The following is a 13916-nucleotide window of genomic DNA, read 5'->3' on the forward strand; positions in this document are numbered from 1 at the left end:
CGGTGGCGCGGGCGGCATCCTGGTTCAGCCTGCGCCGGGTGCGGCGCTGTCGTCGTCTTCCGGGTTACGCACCACCAGCAGCGGCAAGGTGCTCTTGCGCAGTACCGACTCGGCAAAGCTGCCCAGCAACAGGTGGCGCCAGCCGCGATGGCCGTGCGTACCGATTACCAGCAGGTCGGCCCCGGCCTGCTCTGCAAATTCGACCAGCTGCGCAGTAGCGGCTTCGCTACCTTGCGGTGCTTCCAGCAGCTGCTGGCTGATGTCTTTTACACCATGCTCGCGGGCATAGTTTGCCGCTTCATCCAATACCGCTTGCCCCTGTTTTCTGGCCTCGTCGTACAATGCCTGGGTATCCAGCAAGCCCGCACTTTCTACCGCAAAATCGTGCAGGCAGATAACATGTACCAGGGAAAGGTGGCTGTTGGCCGTAGCGGCAATACGGACGGCCTCGATCAATGCCGGGCGGGCGTTGTGGCTGCCGTCCAGTGCGATAGCGAGATGCTTGTACATGAAACTCTCCTTACCAGTGGGTGTCTGATGTTTATCCAGATTGTGCATTACCCACACAACTTGCCCCTATAACTGGTTCGATCTTGCTTGATCTGGTGCAAGTGCTATCGATTTAGTACTTCTACTAATAATCAAACCGTAGCAACTCATTTATCATGCCAAGCAGTTTATCTAACGGAGTCTGATGTGCTGGGAACGTTTATTTTTGTGGTCTGTTGTTTCTTTGTCGGGCTGGTAGCGTTTTTTTACTTCCAGGGCAAAAAGCATAAAAACAATCCACCCAGCCGCACCGTGTACGCCGCGCACACCCAGCGCCGCGTGCTGCCCCCTACCAACCACATGACGGGTGAGGCTTACGGCAAACTGCTGCGTGCCGCACAGGGGGACCGCCAGCAAGTAGAACTGTGGATTGTCGAAGCCCAGTGCAACCTGACCGGCCGCACACGCAGCGAAATCATCGAGCTGCTAGCCAAAGAGCGCTAGGCAGCCGCCGCTGCCCGCCGCAAACGCCCCGCCATGCGGGGCGTTTTGCATTGGTCTTATCAAGCCAGTACGCCAAGATAACGGCGCTCCCATGCGGTAATTTCGTTGTGGAAGCTGGCCAGCTCCACCTCTTTTACCGCAGCGTAGGCCTGACTGAACTCGCGACCAAACAGGCGCGTAGCGGCTTCACCTTGCTGCATGCACGCCAATGCCGCATCCAGCGTGCGTGGCAGCGCCTCGCTACTATCAGGCTGCAAGAATACGTTGCCGCTCACCGCCGGCGTAGGCTGCAAGCCTTGCTCCATGCCCAGCAAACCCGCGCCCAGGCTAGCCGCTAGCGACAGATACGGGTTGGCATCGCAGCCTGGAAGCCGGTTTTCTACGCGACGGGCCTGCGGTGCAGACAGCGGTACCCGCAAGCCCACCGAGCGGTTATCTACCCCCCAGCTCAGGTTCACCGGTGCGGCCAGGTTTTTGACAAAGCGCCGGTAGGAGTTGGGGCTGGGGCAATACAGCGGCATCAGCTCGGCCAGGTAGCGCTGCATGCCAGCGATAAAACCGTAAAACAGCTGGCTTTCGCTGCCATCGGGCTGGCTGAAAATATTGCGGCCGTCGCGGTCTACCACGCTTTGGTGCAGGTGCATGGAGCTGCCGGGCTCACCCGCCAGCGGCTTGGCCATGCACACCACATTCAGGCCGTGTTTGTTGCCGGTTTCTTTCAGCAGGGTCTTGAACAGGAAGGTCTGGTCGGCCAGCGCCAAGGCATCGCCATGCTTGAGATTGATCTCGAACTGGCTAGGCCCCATCTCGTGTACCCAGGTATCGGTAGCGATACCCAGCATCTCGCAGCCACGGTAGACATCGTCGAAGAAGGCTTCCAGATCATTGAGGGTGCTGAAGCTGAACGAGTCGAAGCCACGCTCGCGCCGGCCACTGCGCAAGGCCGGCGGCTGGAACGGCGCGTCGCTGTCCGGGTTAGCCGCAAACAGGTAGAACTCCAGCTCTGGTGCGACCACCGGTGTCCAGCCCCGTGCGGCGTAGCGCTGTAGTATTTGTTTCAACACCGTGCGCGGCGCCAGCGGAGACAAGCTGCCGTCGTGATCGACACAATCGCATAGCACCAAGGCCCGTGGCGTGGCCGCCCAGGGCAGCTGGCGCAGCGTGGCCATATCCGGCAGCAGCGTCACATCGGGGTCTTGCTCGCCGTAAAAGCGGTAATCGGGAAACTCGCCAACGCAGCTCTGGATAGCAACGGCACGCGCAATGCGCAGCTGCTGGCCATCGATAAAAGCTTGGCGTGGCAAGGTTTTACCGCGCGCAAAACCGGTTACGTCAGCAAACGCCAGCTCGACATCACGAACGCCCAGCTGGCTTAGCCATAGTGCCTGCTCGGGGTGTGGTACGGGGTGGGACATGCGGCATCTCTCCTGTTATGAGCCTGGCCAGGGTGGCTGGCAGGCATGCTATGCAAGGAGTATGCACGCGAACATTCCGCAATCAAGCACATGGTTCCGCAAGGCGGAACCGTTTAAAAAATTAAGCCAAAAGGACAGCCTGATCAGACAGCGACGCCACAGTAAGCCATCCCCCGGCTACCACGCGTGCCATTACTGCAAGGCAGAGCACTGGTTACGGCCCATGCGCTTGGACGCGTACATGGCCTGATCGGCACGGCGCAACCAGTCGTGCAATGTATCGCCCTGGCGCAGCTGGGTAATACCGAACGAGGCGGTGACCGGCAAGCTCACGGGCTGCCGCAACAGCGGTTCTGCGGCCAACTGTTCACACAGCCGCCGTGCCAGCTGGGCGGCATCGTCCAGCCGCATACCCGGCAGCAGGATGATGAACTCTTCACCACCAAAGCGGGCAAGCAGGTCGTAGGGACGCAATTGCTGTTGCAAGCGCAGTGCCAGCGCCACCAATACAGCATCGCCGATATCATGGCCGTGGCTGTCGTTGATTAGTTTGAAATGGTCGATATCCAGCATGATCAGGCTGCTGGGCTCTTGCTGTAGCGCCCATAAATCCAGCCTGTCATTCAGCGCCGCAAGAGCCGCCCTGCGGTTGGGCAGCTGGGTCAGCTCGTCCTGGTGTGCCATGCTGCGTATGGTCTGTAGCGCTTGCTGCAGGCGTAAGTGTTCATCCTGCAAGGCAGCCAACGAGAGCTCGGCGCGCACATTGGCGTCCAGCAACTCCTCGGTGAGCAGCTGGGCCTGCAAAGCAGAGCGCACCCCCAGCACCAGCTGGCGGTTGACCACGCCGCTATATACGGTCAGAAAAAAAGCATACAAGGCGCCGGCAATCGCTACGTACAACTCCAGCGCCTGTGGATAAAGAAGGGCGTGCAACAGTACCGGCAGGTAAATACTCAGCAGAAACACCACTACCGAGGTCCAGAAAATGGAGTGCACCAGCACCACCATGGCACAAATGCCACTGAGCACGATGTACAGCATCATGCCGAACACCGGGGTGGCAATCGGTAGCAGAAACCAGACGCTGATACCCCAGCCCAGGCCTAGCAGGCACTTGGTAAGCAGATACCTGCGTATCCAGCGCCGGCCATCAGCTGGCGGCTCGCCACGGAGCGCTTGCGGCAAGATCATCAACAGGCTGAGCACCACGATCAGGTTGATGCAGGCAAACCAGACGTAGAGTGGCTGCAGATTATGCAGGTGCTCGGCATGCCCCAGATACAGCAGCAAACCGGCGGCTACCGGGGTGGACAGGCTGGCAACAAAACTGCGCCGCGCTACCAGCCGGATACGCTCGTCGCGTACCTGCACCTCCAGCTGGCTGGTATTCATGCCTGCGTCGAGCTGCATATGCTCCCCTTCCCTGTAATAAGGCGAGCTGGCCTATGCCAGCCCGCCTTGCTATAGGCACATCACCTGCAGAGGCTGGCTAGCTGCGTACCTGGCCATCACCCAGCACGATCCACTTCTGGCTGGTGAGGCCGTGCAGCCCTACCGGGCCACGCGCGTGGATTTTGTCAGTGGAAATACCGATTTCGGCACCCAGCCCGTACTCGAAACCGTCGGCAAAGCGGGTACTGGCGTTGACCATCACGCTGGCCGAATCGACCTCGCGCAGGAACTGGCGCGAGCGGGCGTAATCGTCGGTAATGATGGCGTCGGTATGATGGCTACCATAGTGGTTGATGTGCTCGATGGCGTCGTCGATACCGCCCACGACCTTGATGGCCAGAATCGGCGCCAGATACTCGGTGCCCCAGTCATCCGCCGTCGCGGCTACCACCTTGTCACCCAGAATGCCGCGTGTGCGTTCGCAGCCGCGCAGCTCTACGCCTTTTTCCCAGTACGCTGCGGCCAACCTTGGCAGGATGAACTCGGCAAAGGCGGTATGCACCAGCAGGGTTTCCATGGTGTTGCAGGTGCCGTAGCGGTGGGTTTTGGCGTTCAGCGCGATATTGAAGGCTTTGTCCGGGTTGGCCGTGTCGTCGATATACACATGGCAGTTACCGTCCAGGTGCTTGATCACCGGCACGCGGGCATCACGGCTGATGCGCTCGATCAGGCCCTTGCCACCACGCGGCACAATCACATCGACAAACTCGGTCTGGGTAATCAGCTCGCCCACGGCGGCGCGGTCGGTGGTTTCCAGTACTTGCACCACGTGCTGCGGCAAGCCGGCCACGCGCAGGCCCTCGTGCACACAGGCGGCAATCGCCTGGTTGCTGTGGAAGGCTTCCGAGCCGCCACGCAGGATCACCGCATTGCCCGATTTCAGGCACAGGCCGGCGGCGTCGGCGGTGACATTGGGGCGCGCTTCGTAAATGATGCCGATCACGCCCAGCGGTACGCGCATCTTGCCCAGCTGTATGCCGGAAGGGCGGTAGCTGAACTCGCCCATTTCCCCCACCGGGTCGGGCAGCGCGGCAATCTGGCGCAGGCCTTCTGCCATGCCGTGAACGGTTTTTTCCGACAAGGTCAGGCGGTCGATCATGGCCTCTTCCAGGCCGTTTTTCCGCGCGGCCTCTAGGTCCAGCATATTGGCGGTTACCAAGCGCTCCAGATCGCGCTCGATGGCATCGGCCATAGCGTGCAGTGCCTTGTTTTTCTGGTTGGTATCCGCGCGGGCTATGGCGCGGCTGGCCTTGCGGGCAGCCTGGCCAACGACATTCATATAATGCTTAACGTCCATGGTCTTGTCCTGAAATACATGTGGTGTCCCTAGCTTTCAGAGTAATGCAAAGCAGGGGGATTCGGCCAGTGTTCATATCAAACCCGGGCCGCACTACCCGCCTGCCACTTTATGGCAAGCCTTGGTTTTATCGGTATTTATACAACGTTAGCCCATGCCCGGCGGGCAGATGGTGCACTGCAAGATTGACCACCGTAGTGCTTAGTCCTTACTTTGTCCGACAAGCAACCGCTTGACAGATGCGCAAGGCTTTCAGGAGACCGGCATGACCTCGTACCAGGCGTTTTACCAGCAGTCCATCAACGAGCCCGAAACGTTCTGGGGAAGAGAAGCCGCGCGCATCCACTGGCACAAGCCATTCGACAAGGTACTGGCCTACGATAAGCCCCCGTTCAGGGAGTGGTTTGCCGGCGGCCTCACCAACCTCTGCTACAACGCGGTAGACCGCCACCTGGCCGAGCGCGCCGAGCAAACCGCGCTGGCCTATGTCTCCAGCGAGACCGGCATCGAAACCGGCTACACCTTCCGCGAGCTGCACGCCGAAGTCGCCCGCTTTGCCGCCATCCTGCAGGCGCAAGGCGTGGCCAAAGGCGACCGCGTGCTGATTTACATGCCGATGATTCCGGAAGCCATTTTCGCCATGCTGGCCACCGTGCGGCTGGGCGCCGTGCATTCGGTGGTATTCGGCGGCTTCGCCCCCGCCAGCCTGGCCACCCGCATCGAGGACGCCAGCCCGAAAGTGATGATCACGGCCGACGCCGGCATGCGCGGCGGCAAGGTCATCCCCTACAAACCGCTGGTAGACGAAGCGCTGGGCTACGCCGGCGCCAGTGCACCGGCCAAAGTGATTGTGGTGAACCGCGGCCTGGCCGAAGCCCCGATGATGAAACCGGGGCGCGACCTGGACTACGACAGCCTGCGCGAAGCGTACCTGCACGAGCGCGCCGAGGTGGAATGGGTCGAGTCCGGCCACCCCAGCTACATCCTGTATACCTCTGGCACCACCGGCAAGCCCAAGGGTGTACAGCGCGATACCGGCGGCTACGCCGTGGCACTGGCCGCCAGTATGGATTACATCTACGGCGGCAAGCCTGGCGAATGCTACTTTTCCACCTCCGACATCGGCTGGGTGGTAGGCCACTCCTATATCGTGTACGGGCCGCTGATCAACGGCATGACCACGCTGGTTTACGAGGGCCTGCCCATCCGCCCCGACGCCGGCATCTGGTGGCAGCTGGTAGAAAAATACCGCGTCAGCGTGATGTTCTCTGCCCCCACCGCCATCCGTGTGCTGAAGAAGCAAGACCCGGCGTGGCTGCACAAACACGACCTGTCCAGCCTGCGCGCCCTGTTCCTGGCCGGCGAGCCGCTGGACGAACCCACCGCCACCTGGATCGCCGGCGAGCTGGACATCCCGGTGCTGGACAACTACTGGCAAACCGAAACCGGCTGGCCGATGCTGACGCTGTGCAACGGCGTGGAAAAGAAAGACGTGAAATTTGGCAGCCCCGGCCTGCCGGTATACGGCTTTAACGTGAAACTGTTCAACGAAAGCACCGGCCAGGAAGTCGGCCCGGGCGAGAAAGGCGTCATCGGCGTGATTCCGCCGCTGCCGCCAGGCTGTATGAGCACGGTATGGGGCCAGGACCAGCGCTTTGTCGATACCTACTTCAGCCTGTTCAAGGACAAACTGGTGTATTCCAGCTTTGACTGGGGCATCAAGGACGAGGACGGCTACTACACCATCCTTGGCCGCACCGACGATGTAATCAACGTAGCCGGCCACCGCCTGGGTACCCGCGAGATCGAAGAGGCCGTCAGCAGCCACAGCGCCATTGCCGAGGTCGCGGTAGTGGGCGTGGAGGACAGCCTGAAAGGCCAGGTGCCCAAGGCGTTTGCGGTGGTGAAAAACCCGGCCGTACTGGACGACCCGGCCAGCCGTGCCGCACTGGAAAAAGAAGTGATCGCCCGCGTGGCGGCGCAGCTGGGTGCCATCGCCAACCCGGCACGGGTGTACTTTGTGAATCAGCTACCGAAAACCCGCTCTGGCAAGGTACTGCGCCGCTCCATCCAGGCGCTGGCCGAAGGCCGCGACCCGGGCGACCTCACCACACTGGACGACCCGGCCGGTATCGAGCAGATCCGCCAGATCATCCAGCAGTAATAGCAAGCGCGGCTGCGGCCGCCGGCTCCCTTTGGCTCCCCCTGTGTCGAGGCAGCGGGAGCCTTTTTTACCGCCTGATACGCAAACACCCGGCCGTGGCCGGGTGTTTGCGTGGCAAATACGCCCGCGCCTTACATCTTGAACGTAGCCACTACCGCGCCCAGATCCTGGGCGTGTACGCTCAGCTGACCTGCTGCCGTGGCGGTCTGGTCTACCGTGCCCTGGTTGGTTTCGGTCATGGCCGAGATCACCTCGGCACGCTGCGCGATATCGCGCACCGCCAGTTGCTGCTCGCCCAGCGCCAGCGCTACCGACTCGATATGGCGGCTGATGTTGGCCGCATTGTCGCGGATGCCTTCTATCGCTTCGCTGGCCTTACGGCTTTGCTCTACGCCGTCTTGCGTGGCGGTGACACTGCCCTGCATGGTGCCTACCACCTCATGCATGCCATGGCTGAGGTTATCGATCTGGCGGCTGATATCCACTGTGGCCTGGCTGGTGCGCTCGGCCAGCTTGCGTACTTCGTCGGCTACCACGGCAAAACCGCGGCCGCTTTCGCCGGCGCGCGCGGCTTCAATCGCCGCATTCAGTGCCAGCAGGTTGGTCTGGTCGGCAATGTCGTGAATGGTCTGGGTAATGCTGGCAATGGTGCGGGTTTGCGTACTCAAGCCATCCAGCGCTTCTGCGGCACCGGAAATATGGCCGGCAATGCCGCGGATATCGTCGGCCGACTGGCGTATCAGGCCGGCGCACTCGCCCACAGCCTTATCGGCGTCATGCGCTTCCTGCTCTACGTAGCGGATCTGCTCGGCCAGCTGGCTGATGCTCTGCAGTACTTCTTCTACCGACACGGCAATCGCCCGCGATGCTTCACTTTGCGCATGCGAGGCATGCTGTACATCGCGCGCCGAGCGCGACAGATCGCCGGCATTGCCTTGCACCTGGCTAGCCAGGTCGCGGATGCGGCCGGTGATGTCTCGCAGCTTGTCCTGCATGTCCGATAGTGCACCCATCAGGCTGTTTTCGCGCCCCGCCGGTACCCGCAGCACATGGCTCAGATCCCCTGCCGCGATATAGCGCGTCTGGCGCATGGCTTCTACCGGCTCGCCACCCAGGCTACGGAATACGCGGCGGTACTGCAGCACACCGCCTGCCGCTACCAGCAGAATCAGCACGCTGCCACTAAGCAGCAAACTGGTTTGGGCCGAGGCGATCTGCGCTTCACTATCGCTCACAACCTGCTGCACATTCTGTTCTACGCGCTGCTGCAGCGCTTCAAGCTTTTTGGTCAGCGCCTCGGCCCGCTCGTCAAAACCGGTGCCAGGCGCCTTCATCAAGGTGTTGCCAGCCTCGCGCCCCTGATTGATGTAGGCGTCGGCCATTTGCTGGCCTACCTGGTAAAAGGTATCCAGTAGCTGCCGCGTCGCCTGGGCATCATCGCCATAAGCCGCATCCAGTTGCTTGAGCTCGTCCAGTTGCTTGACTGCAGCCTCGTAGTGCTCTTTAGCATCGCCAAAACCATCGCGGTCGCCGGTAGCGCTGGCGTCGGTAAGAAACTGCTGGATCTGCACCACATGGAAGCGCAGGTCGCCCATGCGGTCGGCCAGGCCATCTGCCACCTGATGCTCGTAGCGGCTATTGGCCATGATTTTATTGAGGCCGATTGTCACGATGGCAGTCTGGGCAATGGCCAGCAATACGGTAACCACGACAAAGCTGATCAGTAAGGGGCGTAATTTGCGGGAGGCAGGAATAGGCATGGGCAAGGCTTGTATAAGAATTAACCCTGCCATTTTGGCGGCTTTTGCCTGGAAGCGCTCGTGCTATAAGGCGAGTATTTGATCTGCGGCCAGATTTTATAAAGAGCGGCCATGGTTGGCCGCGGCCAACCATGGCGCAGCATAGGCAGACTCCACCCGCCACTGCACCATGGCCGGGTGGCTCGTGCCAAATATCTATAAAAATGCAACACGCCAATGGCAGCAGGCAGCCCACCTTGGCATCAGAGCCTGCCTAGCCGTGGTGCAATGTCTTTTTTACACGACGCATGCCCAGCCACACCAGCAAAGCCACCAGTGGAATGGCCAAACCGGTGAGCAGCTCGACATCCAGATGCAAGCCTGTGGCCTTGCCCGCCTTGAAGAGGTAACCCAGCAAGCCCACTGCGTAGTAGGTCAGCACGCCAACCGACAAACCCTCTACCGTTTCCTGCAGCCTGAGTTGCAGCTCGGCACGGCGGTCCATGCTGGCCAGCAAGGCACGGTTTTGCGCCTCGTGCACCACTTCTACCCGGGTACGCAATAGCGCCGTGCTGCGCTGTAGCCGTGCCATCAGCCGCTCTTGCCGCTGTGCGGCGGTTTCACAGGTTTCCATAGCCGGGGCCAGGCGGCGCTCCATGAATTCGTAAAACGGCTGCAGGCCGGATAGCCGCGTTTCGCGTAGCTCGGCAATGCGCCTGGCTACCAGCTTGTAGTACGCCCGCGCGGCGGCAAAGCGGTACTGGCTTTGCGCGATCAGCTGCTCGCCCTGGGCGGACAGGTCGGTAAGCTCGTCCAGCATGGCGGCGTCGTGCGCACTTTGTTCTGCCATATGCAGGGTGACGCTGCGCAGCCGGGTACCCAGGCGGTCCAGCTCGCGCATCTGGCGTTTGGCCTCGGGTAGCGCCAGCAGGGCCAGCAGGCGGTAGGTTTCCATTTCGAACAGGCGCTGCATCATGCGGCCAGACTGCGACGGGCCCATGGCGCGGTCGATCACCACGTAGCGGCTAAAGCCTTCTGCCAGCCGCGGGTCCGGGTGCAGACGCAGGTCGGTGTAGGCTACGCCGTTACCATCCCCGATTTCGGCACCGATCAGCTCCTGGCCGCCAAACCAGCGCTGGGCAATATCCGGTGCCGGTGCCTCTTGCGACGCCGGCAGCAGCACGGCGTGCATGGCCACCATGACGGCGCCGGGCAAGCTGCCCAGCCAGTCTGCCGGCAAGCGGTCCAGCGCGGTGCGCTCGAACGGCTCGACAAAGTCGCCACCCAGCACAAAGGTGTAGCGGGCAAACTCGGTATGCAAGGCCCAGCGTATGGTGAGGTCACCGGCCACGCCGGTATAGTGCATCTGACTATCGTCCGGCAGCGGCAGGCCCATGCGCTGCAGCAAATCCTGCAAGGCGCTGCGCTGCGGCGCTTCGGCTTCGTCGAAAAAAAGCGTCAGCGTGGTCAGCCGCGCCGGTGACGGTATGGCAATCGGCGGGCGCGCGTGCGCCTCGTCGTTCAGGCTGCGGCGAAGGGGGTGCGTATTGAGCGTGATCATCTGTTTGTGGAATCCCTGATTGCGAAGCTCTACGGCTTCTGCAAGGCAGCTTACCTGCTGCCACGCTGCCGGGCTAGCCAGGCCACACAATGCGGCACTGCCCGGGGCTATACCATGCAAGGATCACGCCAGGGTATGCGGCCAGGGGGCAGAAGGTTGGCCGCAACAGAAATCAGGAGGCTTTGTCGCTACCGCGATGGTGGCGCAGCAGCTTGCCCAGCGCTTCTTTCACCACCGGGTTGCGGATCTCGCCAGCCGCACGGGCAAAGGCGTCCAGCCCGGCATCCGACAGCTGGAACGATTTGCTGCGCACCGGTTTGGGCGGGGTGGGCAGTACCTTCACGCGCAGGGTCTGCACCGGGTAGCCCTGGCGGGTAAGCGGCGCTACCACGCTATTACCCAGCATGCGCAGGCGGGCCGCTACCGTACTGTTGTACGCATACACCACCAGCTCGCCATCGCGAAAGCACGCTACCTGGCAATGCTGGCCCAGCATACCGGGCAGCAGGCGCTTGAAGGCACGGTCTAGCTGCAAGATGGCTTGCGCGGCGGCGGTAAGGTCGGCCAGGCGCGCGTCGCGCTTGCTGAACTGGCTCAGTGGCTGGCTGCTCATGGCAAAAGACAAAAAAGGAATGGACGCAGAGTGTAGCCCATCTGCCGGCGGGTGACGGCCGAAAAAACAGCCAGCCCATACGGGCTGGCTGCAGGCGCATGGCTACTGGCTTAAGGCAGGACGGTTACCGACGGGCTGCCGGCGACTACCTCCAGCTTGGTGATGCTGCGTGTGGCGGGCAGTGCTGGCGCCGCACCGGCGCTAAGCGTCTTCAGGGTATGGAAGCTGCAGCTGAGCTTGGCCGGCGTGAGCGTCACCAGGGCGTAGCCCTGGGCGTCGGTATTGGCCACTTTCAGCCAGCTGTTGAACGTGGTCAGCGTGCTGTTGAATGTATTGGTGCGCACCCCGCCCTGCTCGGTGTAGATCAGCGGCTTGGTTTTGCCAAAGCTGGCGCTGCTGTCTACCACGCTCTCGAAATAGCTATAGAACGAGTTGCTGGAAATACCGGCGGTCACCAGGTCCACCATCACCGGCACCGGGCTGGCGGCGTCGTAGTCGTCCATCACGCTACCGGCAAAGAAGGCGTGGATGTCACCGGTCAGCGCCACTACGTTGGCGATGGCGTTGTCTTTCAGGTGCTTCATCAGCGCCTTGCGCTCGGCGTTGTAGCCGTCCCACTGGTCGGCGTTCAGCAGGAACACGTCAAAGAACTGGGCGGCAGGCAGCGCGGCGTCCAGCTGCGGCTTGATGGCGGCATCGAATACGGTGCCGTTAATGTTGGCGAAGTTGGTAAACAGTGTTTTGGTATTGGCATAGCTGGGTGCGGGCACCTGAGTCGCCTTGTTGGCGCTAGGCACCGCCGCGGCGGCGGTAGTGAGGTCGGTCACCAGTGCCGTCATCAACGCGCTTTGCAGCGCGGCCAGTGCACCGTTGGCCGCAATCAGGCTTTGCACCATCAGGCCGGCTACCGCCTGGGTACCGTTTACCTGCATGCGCAACAGCGATACCTCGTTACCCCACAGCTTCCAGGTGGTGTTGGCCGCGCTCATCTGGTCTTTCCACCACTGGCGCTGGGTACTGCCCAGAATGGATACCGGGTCCAGGCTGCCACTGGCCGCGCTCATTTTCTGGCCCTCTACCGTGGCCAGCGTGGACTTGGGTACAAAGTAGCGGCTGCCGATCTCGCTGCCGGCGCCTACTTCGGGGATAACGTGGTCGGCGCGGTACAGGCGCTGGTCGGTCATCACTAGCGTAGCCAGGTTGCCAAAGCTGAACTGGCGGTAAATCTGGATGTTCTGGAACGACGGGTTGGCCGTATCCAGGCTGACATCGGCCGGCATGTACTCGAACCAGGCCTGGTTGGCGTCGCGGCGGCGGCTGGTCACTTTGGCGGCGTCTTCGCCGGTGGCGTAGTTCTGGCGGTCTTGCCAGGCGTCGTCGCTGAACTCGTGGTCGTCCCATACCGCAATAATGGGGAATGCCGCGTGCAGCGCCTGCAGCCGGCTGTCGCTGCGGTAGGTTTTGTACAGCGTGCGGTAGTCGGCCAGCGTATTGGCGTAGGTGGCACCATCGCTACGCTTGATGCCATCCGGCAGCTTGATCTGGCTGTGGCGGGTTTCCACCTTGCCGGTCTGGAACGCGGCGCCCACGGTTTCGTAAATGTAGTCACCCAGATGCACGACAAAGTCCAGGTCTTGCTGCAGCAGCTCGTCAAACGCCGCCCAGTGGTTCACGCTCCAGTCCTGGCAGGAGATAAAAGCAAATTTCAGCTGCGATACTGGTGTACCAGCGGAGGGGGCGGTTTTACTGCGGCCAACCTGGCTCACGCTGCTGCCGGCGCGAAAGCGGTAGTAGTACGTGGTACCCGGCTGCAGCGCGGTGACTTTATGGCGCACGGTGTAGTCCCACTGCGCCTGGGCGCTCACCGTCACGCTATGCAGCACAGTGGCAAAACTCTGGCTGGTGGCGATCTCGATGGTCACCGGGGTGTCGGCCGCGGCATCGCCCAGGCGAGTCCACAACACCAGACTGGCCGGCTGCGTGAAGCGAGGCGCGAAAACTGAGCGCCATTTTGCGCGATAAATGGATGTTGGCAATTGTTCCACCATCTGCAAAGGAATTGCAAAAGGGCTGGTTATCCCAGCCCTTTTGCTTGCTCGTTTCCCATTGTCAGGAAGAGAGTGCCCCCGAGATTTCGTCAATCTGTGCTTCCAGCTCGGCCCGCTTCCGCTCCAAGGCTTCGCGCTGCTGCTGCATCTCCGTCACCAGCTTACGGCGCTCCTCCACCGTGGGCAGATCATCATTACCCCATTTGTTACCGATGCGCTCTTTCAGATGAGACATTACACGCTCATAGACTACATCCGGAAAGAAGAAGCACATCGAACGCAAGACTCCACCCTGCTCCGGGAAAAGGCACAGGTTAAATAGTTGGTCTGCCCGATGATCCTCAAAATGAGACCACGGTTGTTGATTGCGGCCAATTTGCTGGCGATGAGGGCTAGATTGAATCAATTCCTCATGTATATATGGCAGATGCGCCTTGGCCTTCTTATCAATTTCCGATTTGAGGTAACTGCCCCAGTCATCAAGACTGATCGGCATTTGTGACAGGTTGTAAATCCTGGCATTGAGACTGCTAATCTGGCTGTTGGTTTCCAGCAGCTCTTCCTTGAGCTTAACCAGCGTACCGTTAATGGTAGAAAGGGCTGCTTTCAGGTTCTTGGTGATGTCCATAGTGTT

General features: G+C 61.1%; 11 protein-coding genes. 2 read left to right on the plus strand and 9 right to left on the minus strand.

Annotation, left to right across the window (positions count from 1 at the left end):
- Positions 1 to 24 precede the first annotated feature (24 nt).
- A complete protein-coding gene (locus LCH97_RS11085; protein ID WP_227301738.1) occupies positions 25 to 510 on the minus strand; it encodes a universal stress protein in 486 nt (161 codons plus the stop codon).
- Between the two features lie 186 nt (positions 511 to 696).
- On the opposite strand from LCH97_RS11085, the gene LCH97_RS11090 reads away from it, so the two are divergent.
- Positions 697 to 993, plus strand: a complete 297-nt coding sequence (locus LCH97_RS11090) for a hypothetical protein (RefSeq protein WP_227301739.1) — start codon at positions 697 to 699, stop codon at positions 991 to 993.
- A gap of 59 nt (positions 994 to 1052) precedes the next feature.
- On the opposite strand, the gene LCH97_RS11095 is transcribed toward LCH97_RS11090, so the two are convergent.
- From LCH97_RS11095 to LCH97_RS11105, 3 genes are all read right to left on the minus strand, one after another.
- Entirely contained in the window at positions 1053 to 2408 is a 1356-nt protein-coding gene (locus LCH97_RS11095) for a glutamine synthetase family protein (RefSeq protein WP_227301740.1), read from the minus strand.
- Positions 2409 to 2600: 192 nt separating this feature from the next.
- Entirely contained in the window at positions 2601 to 3818 is a 1218-nt protein-coding gene (locus LCH97_RS11100; protein WP_227301741.1) for a GGDEF domain-containing protein, read from the minus strand.
- Between the two features lie 79 nt (positions 3819 to 3897).
- Positions 3898 to 5157 (minus strand): glutamate-5-semialdehyde dehydrogenase, encoded by a 1260-nt coding sequence (locus LCH97_RS11105; protein WP_227301742.1) that lies wholly within the window; start codon positions 5155 to 5157, stop codon positions 3898 to 3900.
- Between the two features lie 265 nt (positions 5158 to 5422).
- Between LCH97_RS11105 and LCH97_RS11110 the strand changes: the two genes are divergently transcribed.
- Positions 5423 to 7321: a propionate--CoA ligase gene (locus tag LCH97_RS11110; RefSeq protein WP_227301743.1), complete on the plus strand. Its 1899-nt coding sequence runs from the start codon at positions 5423 to 5425 to the stop codon at positions 7319 to 7321.
- 131 nt (positions 7322 to 7452) lie between these two features.
- Here the strand turns inward: LCH97_RS11110 and LCH97_RS11115 are convergent, their stop codons facing one another.
- The 5 genes from LCH97_RS11115 to LCH97_RS11135 form a co-directional block, all read right to left on the minus strand.
- The gene (locus tag LCH97_RS11115; protein ID WP_227301744.1) at positions 7453 to 9081 is read right to left on the minus strand and encodes a methyl-accepting chemotaxis protein; all 1629 of its coding nucleotides are present in this window, start codon (positions 9079 to 9081) and stop codon (positions 7453 to 7455) included.
- 253 nt (positions 9082 to 9334) lie between these two features.
- Positions 9335 to 10621 carry a DUF3422 family protein gene (locus LCH97_RS11120; protein ID WP_227301745.1) on the minus strand — a complete coding sequence of 429 codons (1287 nt, stop codon included), beginning with the start codon at positions 10619 to 10621 and terminating at the stop codon, positions 9335 to 9337.
- Between the two features lie 172 nt (positions 10622 to 10793).
- Positions 10794 to 11234, minus strand: coding sequence for a DciA family protein (locus LCH97_RS11125; RefSeq protein WP_227301746.1), 441 nt, complete (start codon positions 11232 to 11234; stop codon positions 10794 to 10796).
- A 110-nt stretch (positions 11235 to 11344) separates the two neighbouring features.
- Positions 11345 to 13198, minus strand: a complete 1854-nt coding sequence (locus tag LCH97_RS11130) for an alkaline phosphatase (protein WP_255619204.1) — start codon at positions 13196 to 13198, stop codon at positions 11345 to 11347.
- Between the two features lie 145 nt (positions 13199 to 13343).
- Positions 13344 to 13910, minus strand: coding sequence for a hypothetical protein (locus LCH97_RS11135; RefSeq protein ID WP_227301748.1), 567 nt, complete (start codon positions 13908 to 13910; stop codon positions 13344 to 13346).
- Positions 13911 to 13916: the final 6 nt, after the last annotated feature.

It is taken from the genome of Vogesella sp. XCS3, assembly GCF_020616155.1.
Taxonomy (GTDB): Bacteria; Pseudomonadota; Gammaproteobacteria; order Burkholderiales; family Chromobacteriaceae; genus Vogesella.

Excerpts from the sequence above, each read along its gene's own strand:
- LCH97_RS11085 (WP_227301738.1), bottom strand. The coding sequence starts at position 510 with ATGTACAAGCATCTCGCTATCGCACTGGACGGCAGCCACAACGCCCGC.
- LCH97_RS11095 (WP_227301740.1), bottom strand. The coding sequence starts at position 2,408 with ATGTCCCACCCCGTACCACACCCCGAGCAGGCACTATGGCTAAGCCAG.
- LCH97_RS11100 (WP_227301741.1), bottom strand. The coding sequence starts at position 3,818 with ATGCAGCTCGACGCAGGCATGAATACCAGCCAGCTGGAGGTGCAGGTA.
- LCH97_RS11105 (WP_227301742.1), bottom strand. The coding sequence starts at position 5,157 with ATGGACGTTAAGCATTATATGAATGTCGTTGGCCAGGCTGCCCGCAAG.
- LCH97_RS11110 (WP_227301743.1), top strand. The coding sequence starts at position 5,423 with ATGACCTCGTACCAGGCGTTTTACCAGCAGTCCATCAACGAGCCCGAA.
- LCH97_RS11115 (WP_227301744.1), bottom strand. The coding sequence starts at position 9,081 with ATGCCTATTCCTGCCTCCCGCAAATTACGCCCCTTACTGATCAGCTTT.
- LCH97_RS11120 (WP_227301745.1), bottom strand. The coding sequence starts at position 10,621 with ATGATCACGCTCAATACGCACCCCCTTCGCCGCAGCCTGAACGACGAG.
- LCH97_RS11125 (WP_227301746.1), bottom strand. The coding sequence starts at position 11,234 with ATGAGCAGCCAGCCACTGAGCCAGTTCAGCAAGCGCGACGCGCGCCTG.
- LCH97_RS11135 (WP_227301748.1), bottom strand. The coding sequence starts at position 13,910 with ATGGACATCACCAAGAACCTGAAAGCAGCCCTTTCTACCATTAACGGT.